General features: G+C 63.6%; 27 protein-coding genes. 4 read left to right on the top strand and 23 right to left on the bottom strand.

Features of this window, described 5'->3' with window-relative positions; genetic code table 11:
- Positions 1-29 precede the first annotated feature (29 nt).
- Together HBO12_RS13805 and hemE are read left to right on the top strand one after the other, a co-directional pair.
- On the top strand, positions 30-1,448 hold the full coding sequence (locus HBO12_RS13805; RefSeq protein WP_010213750.1) for an FAD-dependent oxidoreductase: 1,419 nt from the start codon (positions 30-32) through the stop codon (positions 1,446-1,448).
- 253 nt (positions 1,449-1,701) lie between these two features.
- Positions 1,702-2,769 carry a uroporphyrinogen decarboxylase gene (gene hemE, locus HBO12_RS13810; protein ID WP_170042388.1) on the top strand — a complete coding sequence of 356 codons (1,068 nt, stop codon included), beginning with the start codon at positions 1,702-1,704 and terminating at the stop codon, positions 2,767-2,769.
- A 133-nt stretch (positions 2,770-2,902) separates the two neighbouring features.
- Here hemE and HBO12_RS13815 read toward each other — a convergent pair whose 3' ends face one another.
- Positions 2,903-4,120 (bottom strand): MFS transporter, encoded by a 1,218-nt coding sequence (locus tag HBO12_RS13815; RefSeq protein ID WP_262376990.1) that lies wholly within the window; start codon positions 4,118-4,120, stop codon positions 2,903-2,905.
- Positions 4,121-4,292: 172 nt separating this feature from the next.
- Between HBO12_RS13815 and HBO12_RS13820 the strand changes: the two genes are divergently transcribed.
- Positions 4,293-5,186 (top strand): LysR family transcriptional regulator, encoded by an 894-nt coding sequence (locus tag HBO12_RS13820; RefSeq protein ID WP_169952367.1) that lies wholly within the window; start codon positions 4,293-4,295, stop codon positions 5,184-5,186.
- A 268-nt stretch (positions 5,187-5,454) separates the two neighbouring features.
- On the opposite strand, the gene HBO12_RS13825 is transcribed toward HBO12_RS13820, so the two are convergent.
- From HBO12_RS13825 to HBO12_RS13920, 20 genes are all read right to left on the bottom strand, one after another.
- Positions 5,455-5,904, bottom strand: coding sequence for a hypothetical protein (locus HBO12_RS13825; protein WP_169952365.1), 450 nt, complete (start codon positions 5,902-5,904; stop codon positions 5,455-5,457).
- 27 nt (positions 5,905-5,931) lie between these two features.
- Complete coding sequence (locus HBO12_RS13830; RefSeq protein WP_169952363.1) at positions 5,932-7,158, bottom strand: beta-ketoacyl-ACP synthase; 1,227 nt, start codon at positions 7,156-7,158, stop codon at positions 5,932-5,934.
- The gene (gene fabG, locus HBO12_RS13835; protein WP_170042390.1) at positions 7,158-7,886 is read right to left on the bottom strand and encodes a 3-oxoacyl-ACP reductase FabG; all 729 of its coding nucleotides are present in this window, start codon (positions 7,884-7,886) and stop codon (positions 7,158-7,160) included. The genes HBO12_RS13830 and fabG overlap by 1 nt, the downstream gene beginning before the upstream one ends.
- Positions 7,879-8,343: a hotdog family protein gene (locus HBO12_RS13840; RefSeq protein WP_170042391.1), complete on the bottom strand. Its 465-nt coding sequence runs from the start codon at positions 8,341-8,343 to the stop codon at positions 7,879-7,881. Before HBO12_RS13840 ends, fabG begins: the two co-directional genes overlap by 8 nt.
- Complete coding sequence (locus HBO12_RS13845; RefSeq protein ID WP_170042392.1) at positions 8,340-9,506, bottom strand: beta-ketoacyl-[acyl-carrier-protein] synthase family protein; 1,167 nt, start codon at positions 9,504-9,506, stop codon at positions 8,340-8,342. The genes HBO12_RS13840 and HBO12_RS13845 overlap by 4 nt, the downstream gene beginning before the upstream one ends.
- Entirely contained in the window at positions 9,503-9,985 is a 483-nt protein-coding gene (locus tag HBO12_RS13850; protein WP_170042393.1) for a DUF3261 domain-containing protein, read from the bottom strand. The genes HBO12_RS13845 and HBO12_RS13850 overlap by 4 nt, the downstream gene beginning before the upstream one ends.
- The gene (locus HBO12_RS13855) at positions 9,982-10,716 is read right to left on the bottom strand and encodes a class I SAM-dependent methyltransferase (protein ID WP_463671613.1); all 735 of its coding nucleotides are present in this window, start codon (positions 10,714-10,716) and stop codon (positions 9,982-9,984) included. Before HBO12_RS13855 ends, HBO12_RS13850 begins: the two co-directional genes overlap by 4 nt.
- An 11-nt stretch (positions 10,717-10,727) precedes the next feature.
- On the bottom strand, positions 10,728-11,975 hold the full coding sequence (locus HBO12_RS13860) for an NAD(P)/FAD-dependent oxidoreductase (protein WP_346343184.1): 1,248 nt from the start codon (positions 11,973-11,975) through the stop codon (positions 10,728-10,730).
- 56 nt (positions 11,976-12,031) lie between these two features.
- Positions 12,032-14,344 carry an MMPL family transporter gene (locus HBO12_RS13865; protein ID WP_170042397.1) on the bottom strand — a complete coding sequence of 771 codons (2,313 nt, stop codon included), beginning with the start codon at positions 14,342-14,344 and terminating at the stop codon, positions 12,032-12,034.
- Positions 14,334-14,984 carry an outer membrane lipoprotein carrier protein LolA gene (locus HBO12_RS13870; protein WP_170042562.1) on the bottom strand — a complete coding sequence of 217 codons (651 nt, stop codon included), beginning with the start codon at positions 14,982-14,984 and terminating at the stop codon, positions 14,334-14,336. The genes HBO12_RS13865 and HBO12_RS13870 overlap by 11 nt, the downstream gene beginning before the upstream one ends.
- Positions 14,985-15,241: 257 nt before the next feature.
- The gene (locus HBO12_RS13875) at positions 15,242-15,670 is read right to left on the bottom strand and encodes an acyl-CoA thioesterase (RefSeq protein WP_170042399.1); all 429 of its coding nucleotides are present in this window, start codon (positions 15,668-15,670) and stop codon (positions 15,242-15,244) included.
- Positions 15,663-17,207, bottom strand: coding sequence for an HAL/PAL/TAL family ammonia-lyase (locus HBO12_RS13880; protein ID WP_169952349.1), 1,545 nt, complete (start codon positions 17,205-17,207; stop codon positions 15,663-15,665). The genes HBO12_RS13875 and HBO12_RS13880 overlap by 8 nt, the downstream gene beginning before the upstream one ends.
- Positions 17,188-18,126, bottom strand: coding sequence for an LpxL/LpxP family acyltransferase (locus HBO12_RS13885; protein ID WP_169952347.1), 939 nt, complete (start codon positions 18,124-18,126; stop codon positions 17,188-17,190). Before HBO12_RS13885 ends, HBO12_RS13880 begins: the two co-directional genes overlap by 20 nt.
- A complete protein-coding gene (locus HBO12_RS13890) occupies positions 18,123-18,857 on the bottom strand; it encodes a glycosyltransferase family 2 protein (RefSeq protein WP_170042401.1) in 735 nt (244 codons plus the stop codon). The genes HBO12_RS13885 and HBO12_RS13890 overlap by 4 nt, the downstream gene beginning before the upstream one ends.
- Positions 18,858-18,937: 80 nt before the next feature.
- Positions 18,938-20,608 (bottom strand): acyl-CoA synthetase family protein, encoded by a 1,671-nt coding sequence (locus tag HBO12_RS13895; RefSeq protein WP_170042403.1) that lies wholly within the window; start codon positions 20,606-20,608, stop codon positions 18,938-18,940.
- Positions 20,605-21,150, bottom strand: coding sequence for a COG4648 family protein (locus HBO12_RS13900; RefSeq protein ID WP_169952341.1), 546 nt, complete (start codon positions 21,148-21,150; stop codon positions 20,605-20,607). The genes HBO12_RS13895 and HBO12_RS13900 overlap by 4 nt, the downstream gene beginning before the upstream one ends.
- Positions 21,147-21,401 (bottom strand): acyl carrier protein, encoded by a 255-nt coding sequence (locus HBO12_RS13905; RefSeq protein ID WP_169952339.1) that lies wholly within the window; start codon positions 21,399-21,401, stop codon positions 21,147-21,149. Before HBO12_RS13905 ends, HBO12_RS13900 begins: the two co-directional genes overlap by 4 nt.
- Before the next feature lie 9 nt (positions 21,402-21,410).
- The gene (locus tag HBO12_RS13910; protein ID WP_032862152.1) at positions 21,411-21,680 is read right to left on the bottom strand and encodes a phosphopantetheine-binding protein; all 270 of its coding nucleotides are present in this window, start codon (positions 21,678-21,680) and stop codon (positions 21,411-21,413) included.
- On the bottom strand, positions 21,658-22,470 hold the full coding sequence (locus tag HBO12_RS13915; protein ID WP_169952337.1) for a lysophospholipid acyltransferase family protein: 813 nt from the start codon (positions 22,468-22,470) through the stop codon (positions 21,658-21,660). Before HBO12_RS13915 ends, HBO12_RS13910 begins: the two co-directional genes overlap by 23 nt.
- Positions 22,446-23,165 (bottom strand): beta-ketoacyl synthase chain length factor, encoded by a 720-nt coding sequence (locus HBO12_RS13920; RefSeq protein ID WP_170042405.1) that lies wholly within the window; start codon positions 23,163-23,165, stop codon positions 22,446-22,448. Before HBO12_RS13920 ends, HBO12_RS13915 begins: the two co-directional genes overlap by 25 nt.
- A gap of 347 nt (positions 23,166-23,512) precedes the next feature.
- Here HBO12_RS13920 and HBO12_RS13925 point away from each other — a divergent pair, with 347 nt between their 5' ends.
- Positions 23,513-24,283, top strand: coding sequence for a ParA family protein (locus HBO12_RS13925; protein WP_169952333.1), 771 nt, complete (start codon positions 23,513-23,515; stop codon positions 24,281-24,283).
- 116 nt (positions 24,284-24,399) lie between these two features.
- Here the strand turns inward: HBO12_RS13925 and trxC are convergent, their stop codons facing one another.
- Complete coding sequence (gene trxC / locus HBO12_RS13930) at positions 24,400-24,834, bottom strand: thioredoxin TrxC (protein WP_170042407.1); 435 nt, start codon at positions 24,832-24,834, stop codon at positions 24,400-24,402.
- Positions 24,835-24,954: 120 nt separating this feature from the next.
- Positions 24,955-26,418, bottom strand: coding sequence for a protein adenylyltransferase SelO (selO, locus tag HBO12_RS13935; RefSeq protein WP_170042409.1), 1,464 nt, complete (start codon positions 26,416-26,418; stop codon positions 24,955-24,957).
- Between the last annotated feature and the right edge of the window lie 42 nt (positions 26,419-26,460).

Below are 26,460 nucleotides of genomic sequence, written 5' to 3' on the forward strand. Positions count from 1 at the left end.
GCGCCTGAAGAGTTTGATGAGGTTTTAACATGGCTGAACGTCTGAATAACGACTTCCAGTTCATCGATGTCGGGCGCAAAGATCCGAAGAAGAAACTGTTGCGTCAACGCAAGAAAGAGTTCGTGGAAATCTACGAGCCCTTCAAACCCCAGCACTCGGCCGACCAGGCCCACCGCTGCCTGGGGTGCGGTAACCCGTATTGCGAATGGAAGTGCCCGGTGCACAACTTCATTCCCAACTGGCTCAAGCTGGTGGCCGAGGGCAACATCCTCGCCGCCGCCGAACTGTCGCACCAGACCAACACCCTGCCGGAAGTCTGCGGCAGGGTTTGTCCCCAGGACCGTCTGTGCGAGGGTGCGTGCACCCTCAACGACGGTTTCGGCGCGGTGACCATCGGTTCGGTGGAGAAGTACATCACCGACACCGCATTCGCCATGGGCTGGCGCCCGGACATGTCCAAGGTCAAGCCCACCGGCAAGCGCGTGGCGATTATCGGCGCGGGCCCGGCGGGCCTGGGTTGTGCCGACGTGCTGGTACGTGGCGGCGTGACCCCGGTGGTGTTCGACAAGAACCCGGAAATCGGCGGCCTGCTGACCTTCGGCATCCCCGAGTTCAAGCTGGAAAAGACCGTGCTGAGCAATCGCCGCGAAGTCTTCACCGGCATGGGCATCGAGTTCCGCCTGAACACCGAGATCGGCAAAGACGTGACCATGGAGCAACTGCTCGAAGAATACGATGCGGTATTCATGGGCATGGGCACCTACACCTACATGAAGGGCGGCTTTGCCGGTGAGGACCTGCCGGGCGTGTACGACGCGCTCGACTTCCTGATCGCCAACGTCAACCGCAACCTGGGCTTTGAAAAGTCGCCGGAAGATTTCGTCGACATGAAAGGCAAGAAGGTCGTGGTGCTCGGCGGTGGTGACACCGCGATGGACTGCAACCGCACGTCGATTCGCCAGGGTGCCAAGTCGGTGACCTGTGCCTATCGCCGCGACGAAGCCAACATGCCCGGCTCGCGCAAAGAGGTGAAGAACGCCAAGGAAGAAGGCGTGAAGTTCCTCTACAACCGCCAGCCGATCGCTATCGTCGGTGAAGACCGTGTCGAAGGCGTGAAGGTGGTCGAGACCCGTCTCGGCGAACCGGACGCCCGTGGCCGCCGCAGCCCCGAGCCGATCCCGGGTTCCGAAGAGATCATCCCGGCCGACGCCGTGGTCATCGCTTTCGGCTTCCGCCCAAGCCCGGCGCCGTGGTTCGAGCAGTTCCAGATCCAGACTGACAGCCAGGGCCGCGTCGTGGCCCCGGAACAGGGCCAGTACAAGCACCAGACCAGCAACCCGAAAATCTTCGCCGGTGGCGATATGGTGCGCGGCTCTGACCTGGTGGTGACGGCGATCTTCGAAGGCCGCAACGCCGCCGAAGGCATCCTGGACTACCTGCAGGTCTGATCTGATCCCGAGTTGAAACGGGATCAAAATGTGGGAGCTGGCTTGCCTGCGATGCAGGCAACTCGGTCTGTCAGCCAGGCCCAGTTGATGCCATCGCAGGCAAGCCAGCTCCTACACAAACCCCATTGCCTATTGAGGTTTGTGCTGCCAGCCATTGCGACAAATTGACCCGATAGACAAAAGGCTGACCTGTAACCGTGCCTTTTGCGTCCGGCTCTGAGAAAATGCCCGCACTTTTTTTGCGGATGCCGACATGACTGCCCTCAAGAACGACCGTTTCCTTCGTGCCCTGCTCAAGCAACCCGTAGACGTCACCCCCGTGTGGATGATGCGTCAAGCCGGTCGCTACCTGCCGGAATACCGCGCCAGCCGCGCCAACGCGGGCGATTTCATGAGCCTGTGCATGAACCCGGAGTTCGCCTGTGAAGTCACGATGCAGCCGCTGGACCGCTATCCACAGTTGGATGCGGCCATCCTCTTCTCCGATATCCTGACCATCCCCGATGCCATGGGCCAAGGCCTGTACTTTGAAACCGGCGAAGGTCCACGTTTCAAGAAAGTGATCAGCACCCTGGCCGATATCGAAGCCCTGCCGATCCCCGATCCGCACAAAGACCTCGGCTACGTGATGGACGCTGTCAGCACCATCCGCCGTGAACTCAACGGCCGCGTACCGCTGATCGGCTTCTCCGGCAGCCCGTGGACCCTGGCCACCTACATGGTCGAAGGCGGCTCGTCGAAAGACTTTCGCAAGACCAAGGCCATGCTCTACGACAATCCACAAGTCATGCACTTGCTGCTGGACAAGTTGGCGCAGTCGGTCGTGTCCTACCTCAACGGCCAGATCATGGCCGGCGCGCAAGCGGTACAGATCTTCGACACCTGGGGTGGCAACCTGTCGGCGGCGGCGTACCAGGAGTTCTCCCTGGCCTACATGCGCAAAATCGTCAGCGGCCTGATCCGCGAACACGAAGGCCGCAAAGTGCCGGTGATCCTGTTCACCAAGGGCGGCGGCCTGTGGCTGGAAAGCATCGCCGATGCGGGCGCCGATGCACTGGGCCTGGACTGGACCTGCGACCTGGGCGAAGCCCGTCGCCGCGTCGGCAACCAGGTGGCCCTGCAAGGCAACATGGACCCAACCGTGCTCTACGCCAAGCCGGAAGCGATCCGCACCGAAGTGGGCCGCATCCTCGCCAGCTACGGCAAGGGCAGCGGCCACGTGTTCAACCTCGGCCACGGCATCACCCCGGAAGTGAACCCGGAGCATGCAGGCGCGTTCCTGCGGGCGGTGCATGAGTTGTCGGCGCAGTATCACGAGTAAGCATCAGCTAATAAAAAACCGGCTCAGGCCGGTTTTTTATTAGCTGACGATTGTTGTAGGAGCCGGCTTGCCGGCGATGACATGCCTGAGCCCTGCGGTGATTCTTCGGGCCACATCGCTGGCAAGCCAGCTCCTACAGTTTGAGCGGTGGCAACTTGGCCAGCTTCAACGCCACCAGCAGCGCAACGATCAGCAGCGCGACGATAAACCCGCCAATCCCGTTCCAGCCGGCGTAGTGCCAGAAAAACCCACCGGCCGTCCCGGCAATGCTCGACCCCGCGTAATAGCTGAACAGGTACAGCGACGAAGCCTGGCCCTTGGCTTTGACTGCGCGGCGGCCAATCCAGCTGCTGGCCACCGAGTGGGCGCCGAAGAAGCCGAAGGTGAAGATCAGCATGCCGATGATGATCAGTGCCAGCGGGCCGAACAAGGTCAGGGTGATGCCGGCGAGCATCAGCACGATGGTGGCCCACAGCACGCGGCGGCGGCCCAGGCGGTCGGCCAGCGAGCCAATCTTCGCCGAGCTGTAGATGCCCGACAGGTACACCACCGACAGCAAGCCCACCACCGCCTGGCTCAGGTCATAGGGATCGGCCAGCAAGCGGTAGCCGATGTAGTTGAACAGCGTGACAAAGGCGCCCATCAGCAAGAAGGCTTCGAGGAACAACCAGGGCAGGCCGGCATCCTTGAAGTGCATGACGAAACCATTGAGCAAATTGCGCGGCTTGAGGCTGCTGGCGCGGAAGTTGCGCGAGGGCGGCAGGATTTTCCAGAACACCGTCGCCGCAATCAGCGCCAGCGCGCCGATGACCAGCATTGCGGTATGCCAGCTAACAAAGTCGATCAACACGCCAGTGATCAGGCGCCCGCTCATGCCACCAATCGCATTGCCGCCGATATACAAGCCCATGGCCAGGCCGATGTGCTGCGGGTGGATCTCTTCGCTGAGGTAGGTCATGGCCACGGCAGCCAGGCCACTGAGGGACAGGCCCAGCAGCGCGCGCATCCACAGGATGCCTTCCCAGGTCGGCATCAGGCCGCTGGCGATGGTGCACACCGCAGCGCAGAACAGCGAGGTGACCATCACCGGCTTGCGCCCCAGGCGATCGGAAACTGGCCCGGTGATCAGTAGGCCAAAGGCGAGCATCGCGGTGGAGACAGAAAGGATCAGGCTGCTCTGCGCGGCATTGATGGAAAACTCGTGGGACAGCGCCGGCATCATCGGTTGTACGCAATACAGCAGGGCAAAGGTGGCAAAGCCGCCGGAAAACAGCGCCAGCACTGTACGCATAAACATCGGCGTACCTTTTTCGATGTACACGTCGTTGAGCTGCGCCACCACCTCATCCAGGGCAGTGGGCGGACGTTCTTGGGCAAGTGGAGCGACAGCAGCTTTCACGCGGGACCTCGGCAAGCAAAGGCAGCCAGGACTGGCCATGCAAAAAAGAATATAGCTGGCTAATGATTCTTTCCAATATATTGTTCGACCTGTTTGATAGCTTTTACGACCTAATGAGGTTTTCATGGAATTGCGCCACTTGCGCTACTTCATCGCCGTGGCTGAAGAGCTGCATTTCGGCCGGGCCGCCCAGGTTTTGGGGATCTCCCAGCCGCCCTTGAGCCAGCAGATCCAGGCGCTGGAACAGCAGGTCGGCGCGCGGCTGTTCGAGCGCACCAATCGTCGGGTCGAGCTGAGCGAGGCTGGGCGCCTGTTCCTCGTGGAAGCCCGCCTGGTGCTGGCGCAGGTCGACAAGGCTGCGGATGTGGCGCGCCGTGCGCAGTTGGGGGAACTGGGTGAACTGAAGATTGGCTTCACCTCTTCGGCGCCGTTCAACTCCAGCATCCCACAAGCGATTTTTGCTTTTCGCCAGGCCTTCCCGGCGGTGCACCTGAACCTGCAGGAAATGAGCAGTACCGAAGTGGCGGGTGCGCTGGTGGATGAGTCGATCCAGGTCGGCTTGATGCGCCCGTTGCCGTTGCCGGACTCACTGAGTGTCGTGGAGTTGATGCGTGAGCCCCTGGTGGCGGTGCTCAGTGCCGGCCATCCGTTGGCGCAGGGTAGTGAGCGGGGTTTGCATCTGACGCAGTTGGCCGACGAACCTTTTGTGTTTTTCCCACGGGCCTATGGCAGCGGTTTGTACGCCCAGTTACTCAGCCTGGCCCGCGACGCCGGCTTCAGCCCGCACTTCGCCCAGGAGGCCGGCGAGGCCATGACCATCATCGGCCTGGTGGCGGCGGGGTTGGGGGTGTCGGTGTTGCCGGCGTCGTACCAGCGCATCCGCATCGATGGCGTGGTCTACCGCACCTTGCTCGACCCGGAGGCGGTAACGGCGGTGTGGCTGGTGCAGCGCAAGGACCAGCAGTCACCCATGGCCAAGGCGTTTGTCGAGCTGCTGACGCGTAAGGCGTTGGTGTAACCGCGGTCACATATCAGGTAACGGAACCGATTTAGTGATTTACCTTGGCGTTGCGCAGAATCGTTTCTTTTTCGCTGAGTGACATGGATGACACTTCTCTATCAGCCCAAAGAAGGCAGCGTGTTGATTTGACAAAATCGCTGAACTTTCCAGTGAGCAGTTTTTGGCTGTCAAGGCGATGACAAGCCAGCCTGCTTGTGAAGAGGGCGCCGAAAGGCGCCCTTTGTTGTTTCTGGTGCTAGGTAGGTGCCGGTTTTTCAGGCGCCGATCAGTTCTGCTTCGACGTCCCCGTCTCCTTGAATAACTGCGCAGCCGTGCCCGCTTCAGCTGCGCCATTGGAGCGCAGCCCGGCCATGATGTCGCGGTCGAGCATGCTCACCCAGCGGTTGTAGTTGCGATGGATCTTGCCGTCCTTGTAGCCCAGTTCCTGGCTGTCGCGGTAGGTGATGGCGTAGCTGGTGCCGGTGTAGCGGATGTCGATTTCGGCGTAGTAGCGGTTGCGCACGTTGATCTGGGCCTGGATCAGGCGTGGGTCGGCGCGTTGTACGGTCCAGTTGCGCTTGTCCAGCGCGGTGAGGATGCTCTGTTTCATTTTCGCTTCGCTGACCTGCTCGTTGGCGGCGAGTGCGTGCTGGGTGTTGAGCACCGGCTTGCTGGTACAGCCGGCAGCGGTCAGCAGGGTCAGGGCGATAAGGGTGGCGCGTAGCAACGAAGACATTGCGTTCTCTCCAATCAGATAAAAGGCTTACTGCCAGCGGCGAAAGATCAGCGACGTGTTGACGCCGCCAAAGGCAAAGTTGTTGTTCATCACGTAATCGTTGTGCATCTGGCGGAACTCGCCGCGCAGGTAATCCAGTTCGCCGCAGCGTGGGTCGACTTGATCGAGGTTGAACGTCGGCACGTATTGGTCGCGGTTCATCATCTCGATGCTGAACCACGACTCCAGCGCCCCGCAGGCGCCCAGGGTATGGCCCAGGAAACTCTTTTGCGAGCTGATGGGCATGCGGCTGCCGAACAGGCTGCTGGTGGCCAGGGTTTCGGCAATGTCGCCTTGTTCGGTGGCGGTACCGTGGCCGTTGACATAGCCGATGGCATCCGGCGCCAGGCCGGCATCTTCCAGGGCCAGCTCCATGGCCCGGCGCATGGTGGCCTGCTCGGGGCGCGTGGTGTGCTGGCCGTCGGCGTTGCTGCCAAAACCGACGATCTCGGCATGGATATGCGCGCCCCGGGCCAGGGCATGCTCCAGCTCCTCAAGCACCAGCATGCCGCCGCCCTCGCCAATCACCAGGCCGTCGCGACCACTGTCGTAGGGCCGTGGGCTGGTCTGCGGGGCGTCGTTTTTCAGACTGGTGGCGTAGAGCGCGTCAAACACCATGGCTTCGGTGGGGCACAGCTCTTCGGCGCCGCCGGCGAGCATCAGCGGCAGGCGGCCGAACTTGATCGCTTCATAGGCGTAGCCGATGCCCTGGCTGCCGCTGGTGCACGCGCTGGAGGTGGGGATCAGGCGCCCGGTGAGGCCAAAGAAGATGCTGATATTGGCCGCCGTGGTGTGCGGCATCATGCGCACATAGGAGTTGGCGTTCAGGCCCTCGGCCACCGAGTTGAGCAGCATATTGCCGAACGCCTTGATCTCATCGGTGCTGCCGGTGGATGAGCCGCAGGCCACACCCATGCGTCCATCCTTGATCGACGCATCGCCCAGCAGGCCGGCGTCGTGCAACGCCTGTTCGGCAGCCCACACCGCCAGGCGCGAAACCCGGCCCATGCTGCGCAGTTGCTTGCGGGTCCAGTGGGCCGGCACGACAAAGTCGTCAATCGGCCCGGCCAAACGGGTGTTCAGTTCGCTGAAGCGATCCCACTCGTCCATGCGCCGGATACCGCTGCGCTGGGCACGGAAGTTGGCGACGATGGTGTCCCAATCGCAGCCCAGGGAGGTCATGCCGGCCATGCCGGTGACTACCACACGTTTCATCAGCACAGGCCCCCGTTCACGGCCAGGACCTGGCGGGTGATGTAGCCGGCTTCCGCCGACATCAGGAAGTTCACCGCACCGGCGACTTCTTCGGGGGTGCCCATGCGCTGCGCGGGGATCATCTTCATCAGTTCTTCCACCGGCACGTTTTCATCGAGCATTGCCGTGTCGATCAGGCCCGGAGCCACACAGTTGACGGTGATCTTGCGCTTGCCCAGCTCAATGGCCAGGGCCTTGGCGGCGCCGATCAGGCCGGCCTTGGACGCGCTGTAATTGACCTGGCCACGATTGCCGATCAGCCCCGAGACCGAAGTAATGCACACAATGCGCCCGGCCGCGCGCCGCCGGATCATCGGCATCATCACCGGGTGCAGCACGTTATAGAAACCATCGAGATTGGTGCGCATCACCACGTCCCAGTCGTCCTCCGACAGCGCCGGGAACGCGCCATCGCGGGTCAGCCCGGCATTGAGCACCACGCCGTAATAGGCACCGTGGGTTTCTACGTCGGCTTCAAGGATCTGCTTGCAGGTGGCACGGTCCGCCACATCGAATTGCAGCACCCGCGCCTTGCGGCCCAGGGCCTCGACTTCGGCCTGTACGGCATCCGCCTCGGCACGGCCACTGCGGCAATGCAGCACCAGGTCATGGCCGGCCTGGGCCAGGCGCAGGGCGATAGCGCGGCCGATACCCCGGCTGGAGCCGGTGACCAGTACGGATTCAGTCATGACACGTGTCCTTCGATTCAGCTAAATAGTTGGCCGCCTGGGGCGGTCGAAATACGTTCAGGCGTGCGCTGGCCTGGATCCCGTCGCCGGTCAGGTGGCATTCGAACACACCCATGCCGTTGTCGTCTTCCAGGGAGCGCAGGCCGTGGATGGTCAGTTCGGCACCTAGGGGAAAGTGCTCGACATTGCATTCGAACTTGCGCGTGCCCAGCAGGAAGCCCAACTCCACCGCTTCGCCGTTCTGGCGCGCGCGGCAGCCGGCATAGGCGGCCACGCTTTGCGCCATCAACTCGATGCCGACCCAGGCCGGCAGGCTGCCGTCGGGGCGATTGAACAGGCCGCCGGGCTTGACGGTGACGCGGGTGTGGATCTGTTCTTCATCGAACGCCAACACCTGGTCGATCAGGATCATGTCCCCGGCGTGGGGCAGCAGTTCGGCGAGTGGCCAATGGCTCATGGGGCGTCTCCGATAATCAGGCTGACGTTGTTGCCGCCGAAGGCAAACGAGTTGCTCATCAGGCAGCGTTTTTCCAGGGTGTCGCCGACCTTGGCCCAGCGCAGGGCGGGCAACGCCGGGTCGGCTTGACCGTCCCAGATATGCGGCGCCAGTGTGCCCTCGACCAGGCTCAGCCAACAGAACGCAGCCTCCAGTGCCCCGGCAGCGCCGAGGGTATGGCCGGTCAGCGGCTTGGTCGAGGAACAGGCCACGCCAGCCGGAAACAGGGAGGCCACGGCCAGGCTTTCCATGGCGTCGTTATGCTGGGTCGCGGTGCCGTGCAGGTTCAGGTAACCGATCTGCGCCGGTGCCAATTTTGCACTGGCCAGGGCCTTGCTCATCGCTTGCAATGCGCCCTTGCCGCTGGGCTCCGGCGCAGAAATATGGTGCGCATCGCAACTGGCGCCGCTGCCCAGCAGGGCGATGGGCGCCGGTGTTTTGCTCATCAGGAACAGCACCGCCGCCTCGCCGATATTGATGCCGTTGCGGTTCAGCGAAAACGGGTTGCAGCGCTCGGAAGACACCGCCTCCAGCGAGGTGAAGCCATTGAGGGTCAGCTTGCACAGGCTATCGACCCCGCCGCACAGCACCGCATCGCACAGGCCCAGGTCCAGCAGGCGGCGTGCGCTCATCATTGCGCGGGCGCTGGAGGTGCAGGCGGTGGAAATCACATAGGCCGGGCCGCTCAGTTGCAGCCAGTCGGCGAGGAAGTTGGCCGGGGCGCCGAGCTCTTGTTGGCGGTAGTCATAGGTCTGGGGGAACTGCCCTTCGCGCAGGTAATGGGCGATGCCGCGACTGGCCTCATCGATGCCCGAGGTGCTGGTACCCAGCACCACCCCGATACGCGAGGCGCCAAAGGTGTGGATCGCCTGCCGGATCGGGCCTTCTATCTGCAAGGCGGCCTCCAGCAACAGCTGGTTGTTGCGACTGCTCTGTTGCGCCAGGTGCGGCGGCAGTGGCGCCAGTTCGCCAGGCACGCTGCCCACCGGCAGTACTCGCTCGGGCACCCAGCCGCTCTCGGCGCGCATGCCCGAGCAATCCCCGGCAAACAGATTGCGCCGCACTTGCTGCTGGCCACGGCCCAGGGCGCAGATGATCCCCAGGGCATTGAGATAAGCGGTCATGGGCTGCTCTCAAGCGCGGTGACGCGGTAGTTCAGGTGCTGGCCCGGCATGTTCACGCTGAAGGTCAAGGGGGCGCGGTAGATCACCTGCCAGTGCGGCTTGAGTACCCGTACGCCATCGTCTTCACGGGCTTGGGGGTAGTTGCCGGGTATTTCAGCGGCCGGGGTCAGGGCAAACAGCAGCGCCGCAAACAGCTCGCGGGCCTGGGGGTTGGGTGGTAGCAGGCCATCTGCCTGCCAACGGCCGGCCACCAGCTTTTGCCGGGCCAGGGGGATGCCCAGCGGGTCCATCAGCGACCAGCGCAAGGCCTCGCCTTCGCGCTGGATCACCAGCAACCAGTCCTGGCGCTGGCCGTCCTGCTCGCGCTCGATATGCAATTGCAGGGGCAAGGCCAGGCTCGGTGTATGCACCGGCAGCGGCGGCTGGCTGGCGCATGCGGCCAGCAGCAACAGGCAGCCGATCAACAGCGCGCGGATCATGCTGGCGGGCCTGTGAGTGGCTTGCGTGCAACCACATTCACCAACGTCTCTTCACGCTCGCCAAACGGCTTGGGCTGGCGCAGGCCCCAACGCTCCAGCAGGCCGAAGTCTGCCGAGCGGCTCCACCACAGGTACGGGTACGACACGTTCTGCGGGCCAAATTCGAAACCCTGCTCGCGGATCATCTCCAGGTACTCATCGGCACTTTTCTGCACATGCATCGGGTGACGGAACAGCCAGCGAATTACCCAGGTGTCGATATAGGCTTCGGTGGACTCGGCAAACAGCAGGTAGCCGCCGGGCTTGAGCACTCGATAAAACTCGGTGAGCGCCCGTTGTTGCTCCACCAGGTGGTGGAAAGTCTGGTGGCAGAACAGGATGTCGACACTTTCATCGGCCACCTTGAGGGTGGCGCAATCGCTGCCAATCAACTCGATCTCAATGCCCTGGCGCGCCGCTTCGGCACGGCTCAGGTCGAGGCTGTGCGGGTCGGCGTCAAGGCCGATCAGGCGCTTGGGAGCGAACACCTGCTGTAAATAGCTAAACGACTTGCCCTGGCCACAACCGGCATCCAGCAGCACTGGTGCTTCCGGCAACGGCGTGCTGAACAGGTTGCGCAGGTCGTTGATTGCCACGCGCAGTACGTGATGTTGCCAGGTGTGGCTGCGCAGGAACCAGAAGCCGAACTTGGTTTCTTCGACGTAGTTTTTGCTCAAGTACTCTTTAGACACAGGTGGGCTGCTCATAGGTTTTCCCCCGCACAGATTTCCGAGAGCATCCGCAAGCGGCGCTTGGGTTCGCTGACAAAGGGATTGCGCTCGTCCCAGGCATAACCGGCGAGGATCGAGCTGATCATGCGGCGGATTTCCGGCGAGCTGCCAGGGTGGTAGATCACATCCTGGAAGGTGCCGGCGTACCAGCCTTCGACGTAGCAACGGAAGGTATCGACCCCGCGTTTGAGTGGCGCGGCGAACTCGGTTTGCCAGTCCACGCTTTCGCCCTTGAGTTGGCGGTGCAGGAGACCTGCGGCCATGCTGGCCGAGCGCATGGCGATGGTCACGCCTGAAGAGAACACCGGGTCGAGGAACTCTGCGGCATTGCCCAGCAGCGCGAAGCCCGGGCCATGCAAGGTGGTGACGTTTGCCGAGTAGCCGCCGATAGTCCGCGCCGGGGTATCCCAGACCGCGTTCGCCAGCACCTTGGACAGGCTCGGGGTTTGCTCGATAAAGCCGCGCAGGCAGGCGTCCAGATCCCCATCGCAACCGTCGAAATGCTCCTTGGCCGCGACCACGCCTACCGAGCAGCGGCCGTTGCTGAACGGGATGGTCCAGAACCAGATATCGCGCTGGGTCGGGTGGGTGGTGATGAGGATCTTGCTGCGGTCGAAGCCCGGATGTTCGATACGGTCCTCGACGTGGGTGAACACCGCCTGGCGCAACGGGAAGTTCGATGGCGCCTCAAGGTTCAGCAGGCTTGGCAGCACGCGGCCGTAGCCGCTGGCGTCGAGCACAAAGCCGGCCTTGATGTGGTATTCGCGGCCGTTTTCGCGGCGTACATGCAGGTAGCGGTGGCCCGCGGCGAAATCCACCCCGACCAGGGTCTGGCCGTAACGGATCTCCACGCCTTGCAACGCCGCCTGATCGGCCAGCAACTTGTCGAAGTCGGCGCGCTGGACCTGGAAGGTTGTGGGTTTGCCTTCGCTGAAGGTGTCACCGAAATCGAAAGCACTGTAGCGCTCGCCCCAGGCAAACGCGGCGCCGGTTTTCAGCTGGAAGCCGGCGGCGTTGACCGCCTCGAGCATGCCGGCTTCTTCGATAAAGTCGATGCAATGGGACAACAGGCTTTCGCCGATGGAAAAACGCGGGAAGTGTTCGCGCTCAATGATCAACACATCATGCCCGTTGCGCTTGAGCAACGCGGCCGCAATGGCACCGGACGGGCCGGCCCCGATCACCACGACCTGGCGACGTTCCATTTCAACTGTGGGCACTGTGGCTCCTTGCCGGGTTGGCGATCATCACATTCAACAAAAAAAATTAGTCGGCATCATTGCGCATGTTCCTGGCGGCCGGCCCATGGCGCCAGCATAAAGCTGAAGGCCAGGCCCAGGCTGACCGACAGGCCGAAGTTACTCACCGCCGGGGTGCTGGACACCGCCAGCAGGCCAAAGGACAGCCAGGTGGTGACCGCGGCCAGCAGCGTCCCCAGCAAGCTGACCGCGGCCCCGCCGATCTGTTCGCGCATGAGGATCGCATAATCGACGCTGATCGCTGTCACCAGCAACAGGCCGAACAGGCTGAACAGGGTCAACGGCTGCCCCAGCCACCCGAGGCTGGCCAGGCTGCACAGCGCAGCCAACAGCGGCAGGGCGACAATGCGCAGCGCGCCGCCCAGGCCAAAGGGCAGGATCAGCAGCAAGACGATCAGTACACAGGACAATAATTTCAGTTCGGCGGCGCTGACCTGGGTCGCGGCAAATACCTGGTTCAAGTCGCCGAGGCGATCCACCAGTTGCACGCCCGGCAGGTCCAGGGCCTGGATACGCAGCAGCGCCGGGTTGTTCAGGCCTTGCAGGCTGACCATCGCCGCCACGCCGCCGTCGACATTGCCCAGCCACAACAGGCGCCACGGCTCGGCCAGCGGGCCGGCGAGGGCGGCGTCGATGTCGGCGGTGGGCAGCGCCTGCAACTGCGCCACCTCCGCTTGCAGGGCGCTGGCGGGGATGCCGAGGTCGAGCAGTGGTTGCCACAGCGCCGGCAGTTGATTCAGGGCCTCGCGCACGTGTTGCTGTTCGCCGGGCGTACTGACCAGTTGATTGAGTGCCAGGTAGCCCTGCAGCTTGTCCATGTGCACCAGTTGATCCAGGCGCTGGCTCAACGCCGCCTGGCGCTCCAGTAACTGTTGTTGATTGTCCGCACGCACCAGGAAGAACTGGCTGGTGGGTTGGTAGCCGGTAATGCGCGCAATGGCCTGGGCTTCTTGCAGCAACTGCGGCGGTGCGCCGATCCACTGGCGAATATCGTTCTTGCTGTTCAACTGCCACAGGCCGCCGGCGCAGAACAGCAGGGCCAGCACCAGCAGCGCCTGGCTCGGCAGGCGCTTGAGCAAGGATTCACGTACCCCCAGCAGGAACTCGGCGACCCGCAGCGGCCATTGCGCCGGGCGCAGGTCCAGGCCGTTGAGCAGCGCCGGCAACAGGCACACCGCCGACAGGTAGGCGCCCACCAGGCCGGCGGCGGAGAATACGGCGATCTGCGTCAGCGCCGGGAATGGCGTCCAGGCCAGGGCCAGGTAGCCGATGCAACTGGTGGCCAGGCTCAGGCTCAGGCCCGGCAGGGTCAGGCGCAAGGCCGGCCAGCTGCGCCAGGGTTGCAGGCTCCAGCTCTTGGACAGGTAATGCAGCGGGTAGTCGACGGCCACGCCGATCAGGCTCGCGCCCAGCACCAGGGTCATCACATGCATATGGCCGAAGAGCGCCACACAGGCCGCCGCGCCAAACAGCATGCCCACCAGCACCGGGACAAACGCCAGCAACACCCGCCAGCGACGAAACGCCAGCAGCAACAGCAACAGAATCCCTACCGTTGCGCCGCCGCCGACCCAGGTCATCTCGCGGCTGGCCTGTTGTTGGCCGTTGGCCGCGTACAGCAGGCCGCTGGCGGCGAGCAGTTGCACGCCTTGCTCGCTGGCCAGGTCGCGGCTGGCTTGCAGCAGGTCGGCGACTTGCAGCGGCAGTTTCATATCAAAGGCATTGCCCTGGGTACGCGCGCGCAGCAGCACCCAGCTTTTGCCGTCGGCATCGGCAATCAACGCGCCGCTGCCGATATCCAGCTGCACCGCACCGTGTTGCGGCTGGCTGTTCTGGATGCGTCCGGTCAGGCCCAGCCAATCGTCCTGGCTCGGCACCAGGCTGAAGCCGGTAAAGGGGTCGAACAGCGCCTGCACCCGCTGCGCGATAAACGCCTCGGGCTCGCTGACCAACTGCTCGCGGTCCTTGGCCGACAGCATCGCCAGGCGCCCTTGCAGCAATTGTTGGCGCAGGGCTGGCAGGTCGGCTTGCAGGGTCCAGGTGACCTTTTCAAACAGGCCGCTGGCTTGCCACTGTTCACCGAGCTGTTGGGCCATGGCCAGTGCGTGCTGGCGATCGGCATGTCCGACCAGCACCAGCATCTCGCGGTTCAGCGGCTCTTGCATGCGTTGCTCGGCCGCCAGTTCCAGCGCGTCCGGGGTGTTGCCCGGCACCAGATCCATCAGGTTGGCCGACAACGGCGCGCCCTCGCGCCATTGCCAGCCGGCCAGGGCCAGCACGGCCACCAGCAGGATCAGGAACAGGCGCGGCAACCAACGCTCACTGGGCAAAGTCGTGTTGCTCCGCGTCGCTCAAGGGTTGCGTGCTGGTGCTGTCTTGCATGCGTAACAGGGTGCTGTCGCCCTGGGTTTCCAGCAGTTCGATGGTGTGCACCAACTCGCCGCCGTCGATATTGATCTGGGTGAACACTTGCTTGAGCAGCAGCGAGCGGGGGATCAGCTTGAGTTTCCAGGCCTTGGCCTCGCCTTGCAGCTGCAACTCGAAGTCGCGCTGCAAGCCGCTGCTGTCGCCTTGCAGCACGGCCAGGAACAAACGGTTCTGCTCGGCGCCGGCGCTTTTGTTCGGCAGCGGTTGCCAACCGTTGGCATCACGCCGGGCTATGCCTTGGGCGTTGATGCGATAGTCCTGTTGCAGTGGGGTTTTCAGCAGCCAGAGCAGGCCGTGGTCCCGGGCCAATACGAAGGTGCCTTTGCTGGTCAGCGGCTGGGGCAGGGCGCGCAGGTGCTTTTCCTGGATGAAGCTGCCGTGGATCACCGAGGGCTTGGCCAACTGATCGCTCAGTTGTTGCAAGTCGAAGGCATAAGCCCCAACGCTCAGCAGCAACCCAACCCCTGTAGGAGCGAGCTTGCTCGCGAAAAACCGGAGGGCGCTGCGCAGTGTCAGGCCCCCCGCGTTATTGTTGGCGACCATCGCGGGCAAGCCCGCTCCCACAGGGAAGTCCTTTCGACGCCCCTCTGTAGGAGCGAGCTTGCTCGCGAAAAACCCGAGGACGCCGCGCAGTGTCAGGCCCCCCGCGTTATCGTTGACGACCATCGCGGGCAAGCCCGCTCCCACAGGGAAGTCCTTTCGACGCCCCTCTGTAGGAGCGAGCTTGCTCGCGAAAAACCGGAGGGCGCCGCGCAGTGTCAGGCACCCCGCGTTATTGTTGGCGACCATCGCGGGCAAGCTCAGCATTCCAAGGCCCTTTCGACGGCGGTGATGAACACGGTGGGCGAGGCCAGTTGCATCTCGCGGCTGGCAATCTCGACGGCCACTTGCACGGTGCTGGCGCGGGTCAGGCGTTCGCCGCTGGCAAGGTCGGTGATCAGGTAGTTGACCTTCAAGCGGTTCTCCCACTCCACCAGGCTGGCGCGCACGTTGAGGGTCTGGCCAAAGGTGGCGCCACGCACGTAGCGCAGTTGCAGATCGATTACCGGCCACGCATAGCCGGATTCGAGCATCGCCGTGTAGTTGTGGCCGAGCTTGTCGAGCAGCGCGCAGCGGGCGATTTCCAGGTATTTCACGTAGTGGCCGTGCCAGACCACGTTCATCGTGTCGATGTCGAAGAAGGGCACGAGGACTTCAGTGTCGCAATGCAACACGCCGGGGCTACGCATGCAGCCTCCAGTGTTGCGCGGCGATGCGTTGCAGGCACAGGCGCAGTTCGCCCTCCAGGGCACGGTCTTCGATCACCGGCGGGAAGTCCTTGGCCAGCTCGATGTGCATCGCGGCCAGGGCCGGCGGCAACGGCCTGGCATCCGTGACCTGGGCGCGCAACCACACGCCCTGGTTGGCGGCAAGCAAGGTGGCGGCGGCCACCTGTTCGGTCAGCTCCAGCACGCGGATTGCATCGCGGGCGGCGATCGTACCCATGCTGACCTTGTCCTGGTTGTGGCACTCGGTGGAGCGCGAAAACACGCTGGCCGGCATCGTATTTTTCAACGCTTCGGCGGTCCAGGCGCTGGTGCCGATCTGCACCGCCTTGAAGCCGTGGTTGATCATCGCGCGGTCCGCCGGGGCGCCCGACAGGTTGCTCGGCAAGCCATGGTTGTAGCGCTCGTCCACCAGCAGCGCCAGTTGCCGGTCGAGCAGGTCGGCGACGTTGGCCACCAGGTTTTTCAGGCTGTCCATGGCAAAGGCGATATGCCCGCCGTAGAAGTGCCCGCCGTGCAACACGCGCTCGGCCTCGGCGTCGATGATCGGGTTGTCGTTGGCGCTGTTGAGCTCGATCTCGATAAACGAACGCAGCCAGTTCAGGCTGTCGGCCAGCACGCCGAGGACGTGGGGCGCGCAGCGCAGCGAGTAGCGGTCCTGCAAACGGTGCAGCGGCGCGGTCGGGGCGTCGATGGCCAGGTCCTTGCGCAGCCACGCCGCAACCTGCATCTGCCCGGGGTGCGGCTTGGCGGCGAACAGGCGTTCGTCAAAGTGCTCCGGGTTGCCTTGCAGCGCCACCACGTTCAACGCGGTGATGCGCGTGGCCAGTTGCAGCAGGTAGTCGGCGCGGGCGAAGGCAAGGCAAGCCAGGCCGGTCATCACGGCGGTGCCGTTCATCAGCGCCAGGGCTTCCTTGGGCCGCAGCACCAATGGCGTCCAGCCCAGCTCACGGTGTACGTCGGCGGCCAGGCGGCGCTCGCCACGAAACAGCACTTCACGCTCGCCGGACAAGGTCGCGGCCACGTACGACAGCGGCGTCAGATCGCCGCTGGCGCCCACCGAGCCTTCCTCCGGGATCAGCGGCAGGATGTCGTGTTCAAGGAACGCATGCAGGCGCTCCAGCAGTTCAACCCGCACCCCGGACACGCCGTGGCACAGCGACTGCAAACGCGCCGCCAGCACCGCACGGGTGGCCTGGGCGTCGAGCAACTTGCCCAGGCCGCAGCCGTGGAAGGTGTACAGGTGACGCGGCAATGCCTCGACATGCTGCAACGGCACCGCCACCACGCACGAGTCGCCGTAGCCGGTGGTGACGCCGTAGATCACGCCTTCCTTGTCCAGCAGCGAATCGAGGAACTGCGCGCCCTTGGCGATGCGCTGGCGATACCCGGCATCGTCTTGCAGGCGGGTGGGCGCCTGACGGTTGGCCAGGGCCAGCACGTCTTCGATGCGCAAAGGGAGTTCGCCGAAGGTTACCGGCTCAAGCAGATGCGTCGTCATCGGTCTTCCAGAAAGGGTAAAAGTTGAACCATTGTTGGGGCGCTTGCAGGCAGAACTGGCCCAGGCGTTCGGCGTAGCGGGCGGCCCAGTGGGCGATCACCTGCTGGCGGTCGCTGCGTTTCCATTCGATCAATGGGGCAAAGGGCTCGATGATCAGCCGATAGCGCCCCTGGTGCTTGAGGCACATCAGCAGGTTGACCGGGCATTTGAGCAGGCCGGCCAGCAGCCATGGGCCCTGGGGGAAGGCGGCGCTATGGCCGAGAAAATCCACGCGCACCGTGCGCCCGCCGTGCAGCGGGATGCGGTCGCCGGCAATCGCCAGCCACTCACCGTCGTCCAGGCGCTGGCTGAGCAGCAGCATCACCGCCGGGTCCAGCTCGCTGACCTGGATCAGCCGCAGGTTGCTCGCCCCGGCTTCGCCCAGCAGGCGGTTGAACTGTTCGGCGTGCTTGGTGTGCACCAGCACGTTCATGGTGACTTTCTCACCCAGCTCCGCAAGGGCCCGGCACACTTCCAGGTTGCCCAGGTGGGCGCCCACCAGCATCTGCCCGCGTTCGCCGCGCAGTTGCCCGCGCAATTGGGCCGGGTCGATGATTTCGATCTGTTCCAGGCGCAGCTTGCCGTTCCATACGTCGAGCTTGTCCAGCAAGGCGTCGGCGAAAGCCATGAACTGGCCGAACACCCTTGTGTGGCTGGGGCGCAGGTCGTCGCGCCCGCTCCAGTCGGCCAGGCGCTGCTGGTACTGCCAGATGCTCTGGCGCGCGGCACGGCCAAACACGAAAAAGTACAGGACGATGCCATACAGCAGCGGGCTCAGCACCCGGCGCCCGAGGACCTTGGCGGCGAATGCGGTGAGTTTCATCAGCCAGAAACTGCCGCGTTCCTGGCGGTCGGCCCAGTGCCGGGGGTTGTCGCTCATGCCTGCCACCGTCGCCAGAGGATCATTGGCGCACGCAGCAACATGCCGAAAAACAGCCGGGTGTGCATGGATGAAATCAGCAGGTTGTCGTGGACCAGGCGAAAGTGCGACAGGCCGTCGGCCGGGTAATGCACTTGGGTCGGCAGCCAGCGCATCGGCTGGTTGCGCCATGACAGGCGCACGAGGATGTCGGAGTCGAAATCCATGCGCTTGCCGATCCGTGCCGAGTCCATCAAGGCCAGCACCGGTGCCAGGGGGTAGATGCGAAAGCCGCACATCGAATCGCGGATCTGCAGCGACAGGCTGTTGATCCACACCCAGACATGGGTCAGGTAGCGCGCATAGAGGCGGCCCTTGGGCACGCTGTCGTCGTATTCGGGGTAGCCGCAGATCACCGCGTCGGGGTGGGTGCGCGAGGCGTCGAGAAACAGCGCGACTTCGCGCAGGTCGTGCTGGCCGTCGGCGTCCACTTGCAGGGCGTGGGTAAAGCCCAGGCGCGCAGCTTCGCGAAAGCCGGCCATCACTGCCGCGCCCTTGCCTTGATTGACGGGCAGGGTCAGCAGCGACACGTTATCCAGGCTTGCCAGTTGCGCCAGCACGGCGGCGCAGGCCGGGCTGCTGCCATCGTCCACCAGCAGGCAGGGTAGGCCATGGTCCAGCAGGCTGCGGACCACGGCGGGCACGGCGGCTTCATGGTTGTAGACCGGGATCAGGGCGCAGGGGTTATGCATGGTGGTGGGCACCTGATGGACCGAGTTGCCTGCATCGCAGGCAAGCCAGCTCCCACATTTGGGATGTGCGCTTACCCAACCTATGCATGAGAATTCTCCAGCAAAACCCGCCCGCTGGAACACGCCGCACTGTCATTGCGATAAGCGAAATACAACTTGCCCCGCTCGCGATCAAAACGCAGGTGCAACTCGATCACGTCGCCAGGGCGCACCAGTTGCTGGAACTTGAGCACTTCCATGCCGGCAAAGGTCGGCGGTAGATCGAGCAGTTGCTGGCCCAGGTTGAACGCCCATTCCACCTGCACCACCCCTGGCAACACCGGGGTGTGAGGGAAGTGGCCGCTGAAGTAGGCCAGGTCCGGCGGGATGCTCAGTTGCAGGGTCCATTCGCCGTCGGTCTCGACTTGCGCCAGCAATTCCGGCGCCTTGGGGCGCGGCGCCAGCAGCAGGGCTTCGACATCGGCCTGGGGCAGCTTGTCCTGGGGGGTGAGCGGCAACTGGCGCAACAAGCGCCAGCGGCGGGGCAGGGCCAGGGCTTCGCAGTGCTGGCCCAGGTGCTGGCGCAGGGCTTGGGTGACGCCGCGCCGGCCTTGGTTGCGCAGGGCGTGCAGGCCGTCGCCACTGAGTACCACCAGGGCACCGAGGGACGCGCGGTTTTCCTGGACCACTCCCAGGCGCGCTTCCGCGACCCAGGCGTGGTCGGCCAGGGCCTGTTCGAGCATCGGCAGGGAGATGCGTTTTTCTTCCAGCTTGACGATCCGGTCCAGGCGCCCGAGCAGTTCGAAGCGCCCATCTGCGTGGATCTGCGCGGCATCGGCCGTCTGCTCGACATGCCCGGCCGGCAGGTACGGCGAGGCAATGCACAAGGCGCCATCGGCATTCTGAGTCAGGCGTACATCGGCAAACGGCTGCCAGGGCGTGTGGCCCTGGCGCCAGGCAATGCCGCCGGTTTCCGAGCTGCCGAGGATCTCGGTCGGCCACTGCTGCAGGCGTTGGTGCAGGCTGTCGGCAGCCTCGGCGGGCAGCGCGCCTCCGGAGGAGAACACGCGCTTGACCGTGCTCAAGGCCGTCCAGTCGAGGTTATCGCCCATGCGCTTGAGCAGGGCCGGGCTGGCCACCCAGGCGAAATGCGGGTGCTGGCGGCTGACGCGCTGCAAGTCTTCGGGGAACGGCAGTTGCTGGCGCACAAAGCTGCGACCGGCGCACAGCGGCCACAGCACGCGGAACAATAGGCCATAGATGTGCTGGGTAGCGACGCTGCCGACGATGCACGCGCGGCCCAGGTCGGCGCCCCACAAGGCTTCCAGGGCCTGTACCTCGTTGGCCAGTTGGCGCAGGGTCTTGTCGATGCGCTTGGGCGCGCCGCTGGAGCCGGAGGTGCACAGGCCCAATTGGCAGGCGTCCAGGTCCAGGGCTGCGGCGGCGAGCGGCGGGTGGTAGAGCGCCTCCAGGTCGCCCGCTTCGGTCAGCCAGGCGTCGACCGCAGTGGCCCAGCGTTGGCGGGTCTGGGGTTGCAGGTCGGCGGGCAGCAGCACACTGGCCCCGGCGCGCCAGGCGCCCAGCAGGGCAATCGCCAGCTCGCCGGCGTCGCTCAGGTGCACGGCCAGGCGCTGGATGCCACGGGCTTTGAGCCCGGCCGCCAGGCTCAGGGCCCGTTCGCACAGTTGTGCGTGGTTCATTGCAGGTTCAGTGGTGACCGAACGCAGTTGCACAGGCTCAAGCAACAGATGCTCAAGATTGACCCAATTCATACGCGGCCTCGAACCCTTTGTCGTATCAGCCATTCCACGGCAAACAACAACCCCATCAGCCCATAGGCGATCAGGCCGTTGTACAACGTCCACCAGCTCAACGGTGCCCACAAGGTGAGCGCGGCGGCGAGCAGGCCGTTACACAAGAAAAACCCACTCCACACCACGGTGACCTGGCGCGTGTACGCAATGGCCTTTTCAGGCAGATGCGGATCGCTCAGGCGCGCCAGGCGCTCGACCATCGGCGGGCCGTACTTCAGGCTCAGGCCGAACAGCGCCAGCATGAAGATGCTGACCAGGCTTGGGTACCAGCGCAGCAACTGCGGGTTGTCGAACCAGGCCAGCAGCAGGCAAAACACAAGCGCCACGCCGGCCATCCAGCCGCTGCCGGGACGCCGCGGGCCGGTCAGCGCGCGCAGCAGCCAGAGGCTCGCCAGCAGCAGGCCGAATTGCCACGGGGCGAAATGCTCCGTGCCGTAATACACCGCGAAAGGGTACAGCAGCCCTACCAGCAACAGGCCAAGGCCGATCAGCCGGCTCATGCGGCCGGTTGGACCAGACGGTAGACCGCCTCGACCACATCATTGACCGTACGCACGGCCTTGAACTCTTCGGCGGCGATTTTCTTGCCGGTCTGGCGCTTGATATGGTCGATCAGGTCCACCGCATCGATGCTGTCGATTTCCAGGTCCTGGTACAGGTTGGCGTCGAGGGTGACCCGCGTAGGCTCCAGTTCAAACAGTTCCACCAGGGCGTCGCGCAGGGTGTTGAAGATATCGTCACGAGTTTGCATGGTCGGGTCTCAAGCTGCCTGTCGGGCCGTGACGAACGCCGCGAGGCTGGCCACGTTGATAAAGTGATTGCGGGTGTCCTTGGCGTCGGCATCGATCTTGATGCCGTACTTTTTCTGGATCGCCAGGCCCAATTCCAGGGCATCTACCGAATCCAGGCCCAGGCCTTCGCCGAACAGGGTTTGCTCGCTGCCGATGTCGCAGGCGTCGATGTCTTCCAGGCCCAGGGCCTCGATGATCAGGGTTTTGATTTCGTGTTCAAGGCTGTTGGGGTTGCTCATCTTCGGCGAGCTCCTTAATGAAATAGTGATGCAGATAATCGTTGAGCTTGCGTGAGGCCTGAGGTGGTGGCCCTTGTGAGGCAAACACCTGTGGGTCTATATCGGCACCCACCCGCAAACTGAAGTGAAAGCGGCGGTTGGGGATGCGATACCAGGGCTCGGCCTTGGTCAGCGTGGTCGGGCTGACCTTGAGCACCACGGGGGTGATGATTGTCGCACCGCGCAGGGCGATGGCGGCGGCCCCGCGATGAAAGGCCGGGGCTTTGCCCGGCACGGTGCGGGTGCCTTCGGGAAAGATAATCAGGGTCTGGCCGCCTCGCAGGGCACTGGCGGCGGCATCGAGCATGTCGATGCTGCCATCGTTGCTGATATAGCCGGCATCATTCACGGGGCCACGGGTGAAGGGGTTCTGCCACAGGCTCTGCTTGACCACGCAATTGGCCTGGCGTACCAGGCCGATCAGCACCACGACGTCGATCAGCGACGGGTGGTTGGCGATGATCATCTGCCCGGGGCGCCCGAGTTTTTCGGCGCCTTCGACGCTGTAGGTGAGAATGCCGGCGCGGTACATCATGTTGATAAAGAACCAGAACAACCGCCCGACGGTCAGGCGCGCACGGCGCTGGTGCTGCCGGGCGTCCCCCGGCAGGCAACTGAGCAGCGGGAACACCAGCAAGCGCAGGCACAAGCCGCCCACGCCGAACAGCACGAAGCTGGCTGCCGTGGCGAACAGGCGCCAGTAGTAGGCGTCCCGGGGCTTGTCGGTCAGGGTTTGCGTTGCCAGTTCCATACTCGGTTCTTCCAGGCATGTTGGCAGGCACCTTGCTCGGTGAGCAGGGTGCGCAGCAGGTTCAGGGCGTGGGGCCACTGGGTCTCGGTGGGTTGGACCGTTGTGGTGTGCAGCGCCAGTTGCCATTCGTCGCCTGGGGTCAGCAGCAGGCCCAGGGCGTAGGGGAACGGCACATCATCGATCCACCGCGCGTAGGCCAGGGGTGGCTGCTCTTCGGTAATCACCAGCAGAACGACCGGCGCGCCTTCGTTGAGCAGGGCTGCGGCTTCGAGCATGCCGTGCTCCAGGCCGTCGCCCGCGGCTGCCAGGGCGGTCATTTCGCTGGTTTCGTTACGCAGGATCGACCACAGGCCAATCACCGCATTGTGTACCGACAGGCTGAATTGGGTGGGCGACAGCGGCTGGTCGTTGGCCAGGTCGCTGAGAATGTCCAGGGTGCGTGGGGTTTCGCCATGACGCGAGACAAATACCAGCGGCAGGTCCTGCAGGCCGTCGGCCAAGGGCCAGCCGACACTGAAGGCCATCCGGGCCAGGCGGCTCAGGCGCCGGCGCTGCATGGCCGGCAGGAACGACACATCGGGCGCGGCATCGCTTTGGGCCACCAACACTGGGGCCTGGCACCAGTCGCGCCAGGCATCCACGCTGTCGAGCCCAGGGGCCCAGGCGCGCCATTGGGCGATGTTGAAGTTGATCACTGAGAAGATTTCCCGCCCCTGCGGGCTTCCTTGTGCTGCAAATTGCCCATAAAACCGGGGCATGGCGCGATGGCCGAGTGGCGCGCATTATCCCGGTGCGGTGGGGTTCTAGCAAACTTTGGTAAAGAATTGTTCACGAGAAATTACAAATTCGCCGAAAAGAATCAGTGATTGTCCGCCAATGGCTACGGGGGGCTGGTGTCAGGCAACTCTTTATTGGTTGGCGTATTACGAGATAGTTATGCGGGATCTGTCTTCAGATGCTGTAGTACAAGCTTGATCAAGGTAGCGAGCGGGCGCTTTTGCCCTCTACACTCGGGCATTCATTGATACACGGAGGTTTTTCCATGCGGCGCGTGGTGTTCAATCAAAAAGGTGGCGTTGGCAAGTCCAGCATCGCCTGCAACCTGGCGGCGGTCAGCGCCAGCGAAGGCTATCGAACCCTGTTGGTGGACCTCGATGCACAGGCCAACTCGACCCAGTACCTGACAGGGCTGACGGGTGACGATATTCCCATGGGCATTGCCGATTTCTTCAAGCAGACCCTGTCATCCGGGCCGTTTTCGAAGAAAAACCAGGTGGATATCTACGAAACCCCGTTCGACAACCTGCACGTCATCACCGCCACCGCAGAACTGGCGGACCTGCAGCCCAAGCTCGAGGCCAAGCACAAGATCAACAAGCTGCGAAAGCTGCTGGATGAACTGGCCGAGGATTACGACCGGATTTACCTGGATACCCCGCCGGCCCTGAACTTCTATGCGGTTTCGGCGTTGATCGCGGCTGATCGGGTACTGATCCCTTTCGATTGCGACAGCTTTTCGCGCCAGGCGCTGTACGGCCTGCTGGCGGAAATCGAAGAGCTCAAGGAGGACCACAACGAAGGCCTTGAAGTGGAAGGCATCGTGGTCAACCAGTTCCAGGCCCGGGCGAGCCTGCCGCAGAAGATGCTGGACGAGTTGATCGCCGAGGGCCTGCCGGTACTGCCGGTGTACCTGGCCAGTTCGGTGCGCATGCGCGAATCCCACCAGGAGAGCAAACCGCTGATCCACCTCGACCCGCGCCACAAGCTGACCCAGCAGTTTGTGGAGTTGCATAACCTGCTGGAAAACGCCTGATCATCAAGGATGAGCACGCTCGATGTGGGAGCTGGCTTGCCTGCGATGACGGTGTGCCAGCTTGCATATCCATCAAGCTGCCCCTCGCCATCGCGGGCAAGCCCGCTCCTACAGGGTTACACCCCTTGGCTACGCAACCAGCTCATCAGTTGCGGTAACGCAAATGCCCCGCTCTGGCGCGCCACTTCCCGGCCGTTCTTGAACAGGATCAGGCTGGGAATCGAGCGAATGCCCAATTGCGCCGAAAGCTGCTGGTTGGCCTCGCTATCGAGCTTGGCCAGCCGGCACTTGCCGGCCAACTGCCCGGCCGCCTGTTCAAACACCGGCGCAAACGACTTGCACGGCCCGCACCATTCGGCCCACACATCCACCAGGAGCGGTAAATCGCCCTTGATCTGGCTGGAATAATCGCCCTGGCTTAATTCAAACGGTTTGCCGAGCAACACCGGCTGCTTGCAGCGCCCGCACTTTGGGGCATCGCCCAGGCGTTCGTGGGGGATGCGGTTGAGGGCGTTGCAGTGTGGGCAGGGGATTACAAGAGAATCGGACATGATGGGCTCCTTGGGTGTGGCCTATGGGCTCAATCTGGCGCCCGTCACGGGGATTATCAAGGCCAGATGAATAGGCGACAGTGAAGACTAACGTGGCGTGAGCACGCTGCGCTTTTGATCCTAGGACGAACAACTGATCTCCAAATGCTTGCCCCAATCGGGCGGCCGTTGCGCGTACTGCTCCATCCCGGCCTGTTCTTCAAATGGCTGGCTCAATACCTCATGCAGCCGTCGCACTTCACTGTAGTCACCTGATTCGGCGGCGGTGATGGCGTTTTGCGCCAGGTAGTTGCGCAGGATGTACAGCGGGTTGACCGCGTGCATGCGCTCGCGGCGTTCTGCCTCGCTGCCGGTGCCGTCGCGTTCAACCCGGGCCTTGTACTCGTCGGCCCAGGCATCGAAGCCCGCGCGGTCGACAAAGTCATCGCGCAGGTGCGCTACGGCCAGTGCGGCGGATTCGTCGCCCAGATGGCGGAAGAACAAGGTGTAGTCCACGCCACTGTTTTGCATCAGTTGCAGCAGGCGCTCCAGCAGTTTCTGGTCATCGTCTTCGGCGGTGGTCAGGCCCAGGCGGCGGCGCATCAGGTCCAGGTAGTGGGCCTGGTACAGCGGCAGGTACAGGCCCAGGGTCTCGCGCAGGGCGTCAACGCTGATGTACGGCGTCAGCGCCTGGGCCAGGGCGCTGAGGTTCCATTGGCCGATGGGCACCTGGTTGCTGAAGGAGTAGCGGCCTTCGTGATCGGAGTGGTTGCAGATGAAGTGGGCGTCGAAGTCATCGAGGAAGGCAAACGGCCCGAAGTCGAAGGTAATGCCCAGGATCGACATGTTGTCGGTGTTCATCACCCCGTGACAAAAGCCGTAGGCCTGCCATTTGGCGATCAACTCGGCATTGCGCTCGACGATCTCGCGGAACATCGCCAGGTACGGCTCGGGTTGCTCCTGGCAGTGGGCGAAGTGCAACTTCAGCACATGCTCGGCCAGTTGCTGGTGCAGCTCGGTTTTCTGGGTGTAGTAGAAGTATTCGAAGTGCCCAAAGCGGATATGGCTCGGCGCCAGGCGCAGGACCATGGCCGCGCGTTCCTGCTTCTCGCGCCATACCGGGGTGTCCGAGCCGATCACGCACAGGGCGCGGCTGCTGGGGATGCCCAGGGCGTGCAAGGCTTCGGAGGCGAGAAACTCGCGGATCGACGAACGCAGCACCGCGCGGCCATCGCCCATGCGTGAGTACGGCGTTTGCCCGGCGCCCTTGAGGTGCAAGTCCCAGTGTTCGCCCGCCGCGTTATACACCTCGCCCAGCAGCAAGCCGCGACCATCCCCCAGTTGCGGGTTATAGGAGCCAAACTGATGCCCGGAATAGACCATCGCCCGCGGTTCGGCCTCGGCCCACAGCTTGTGGCCGCCGAACAGTTCGGCAAACACTGGCGTCTGGGCGACGGCTGGATCGAGGTCCAGCAGGGCCATGGCGGCGTTGCTCGCCACCACCAGCCGCGGCTCGTCGATGGGCTCGGGCAATACGTGGGTTGAGAAACCGTCGCCCAGGCGGGCGAAGCGGTTGTCGAAGGTCAGGTCGTCGAGGGCTTTCACCGGCCATCTCCAGCAGAATGTCCGAGCATTCTGCTGGGGATA

This window comes from Pseudomonas sp. WS 5059, from assembly GCF_012985525.1.
Lineage (GTDB): Bacteria > Pseudomonadota > Gammaproteobacteria > Pseudomonadales > Pseudomonadaceae > Aquipseudomonas.

Coding starts and splice junctions, on each gene's coding strand:
- HBO12_RS13890 (WP_170042401.1), bottom strand. CDS start 18,857: ATGCATAACCCCTGCGCCCTGATCCCGGTCTACAACCATGAAGCCGCC.
- HBO12_RS13805 (WP_010213750.1), top strand. CDS start 30: ATGGCTGAACGTCTGAATAACGACTTCCAGTTCATCGATGTCGGGCGC.
- trxC (WP_170042407.1), bottom strand. CDS start 24,834: ATGTCCGATTCTCTTGTAATCCCCTGCCCACACTGCAACGCCCTCAAC.
- HBO12_RS13925 (WP_169952333.1), top strand. CDS start 23,513: ATGCGGCGCGTGGTGTTCAATCAAAAAGGTGGCGTTGGCAAGTCCAGC.
- HBO12_RS13875 (WP_170042399.1), bottom strand. CDS start 15,670: ATGCGTAGCCCCGGCGTGTTGCATTGCGACACTGAAGTCCTCGTGCCC.
- HBO12_RS13830 (WP_169952363.1), bottom strand. CDS start 7,158: ATGAAACGTGTGGTAGTCACCGGCATGGCCGGCATGACCTCCCTGGGC.
- HBO12_RS13900 (WP_169952341.1), bottom strand. CDS start 21,150: ATGAGCCGGCTGATCGGCCTTGGCCTGTTGCTGGTAGGGCTGCTGTAC.
- HBO12_RS13905 (WP_169952339.1), bottom strand. CDS start 21,401: ATGCAAACTCGTGACGATATCTTCAACACCCTGCGCGACGCCCTGGTG.
- HBO12_RS13910 (WP_032862152.1), bottom strand. CDS start 21,680: ATGAGCAACCCCAACAGCCTTGAACACGAAATCAAAACCCTGATCATC.
- hemE (WP_170042388.1), top strand. CDS start 1,702: ATGACTGCCCTCAAGAACGACCGTTTCCTTCGTGCCCTGCTCAAGCAA.
- HBO12_RS13915 (WP_169952337.1), bottom strand. CDS start 22,470: ATGGAACTGGCAACGCAAACCCTGACCGACAAGCCCCGGGACGCCTAC.
- HBO12_RS13840 (WP_170042391.1), bottom strand. CDS start 8,343: ATGAGCCATTGGCCACTCGCCGAACTGCTGCCCCACGCCGGGGACATG.
- HBO12_RS13825 (WP_169952365.1), bottom strand. CDS start 5,904: ATGTCTTCGTTGCTACGCGCCACCCTTATCGCCCTGACCCTGCTGACC.
- fabG (WP_170042390.1), bottom strand. CDS start 7,886: ATGACTGAATCCGTACTGGTCACCGGCTCCAGCCGGGGTATCGGCCGC.
- HBO12_RS13820 (WP_169952367.1), top strand. CDS start 4,293: ATGGAATTGCGCCACTTGCGCTACTTCATCGCCGTGGCTGAAGAGCTG.
- HBO12_RS13870 (WP_170042562.1), bottom strand. CDS start 14,984: ATGGTCGCCAACAATAACGCGGGGGGCCTGACACTGCGCAGCGCCCTC.
- HBO12_RS13850 (WP_170042393.1), bottom strand. CDS start 9,985: ATGATCCGCGCGCTGTTGATCGGCTGCCTGTTGCTGCTGGCCGCATGC.
- HBO12_RS13880 (WP_169952349.1), bottom strand. CDS start 17,207: ATGACGACGCATCTGCTTGAGCCGGTAACCTTCGGCGAACTCCCTTTG.
- HBO12_RS13885 (WP_169952347.1), bottom strand. CDS start 18,126: ATGAGCGACAACCCCCGGCACTGGGCCGACCGCCAGGAACGCGGCAGT.
- HBO12_RS13845 (WP_170042392.1), bottom strand. CDS start 9,506: ATGACCGCTTATCTCAATGCCCTGGGGATCATCTGCGCCCTGGGCCGT.
- HBO12_RS13895 (WP_170042403.1), bottom strand. CDS start 20,608: ATGAATTGGGTCAATCTTGAGCATCTGTTGCTTGAGCCTGTGCAACTG.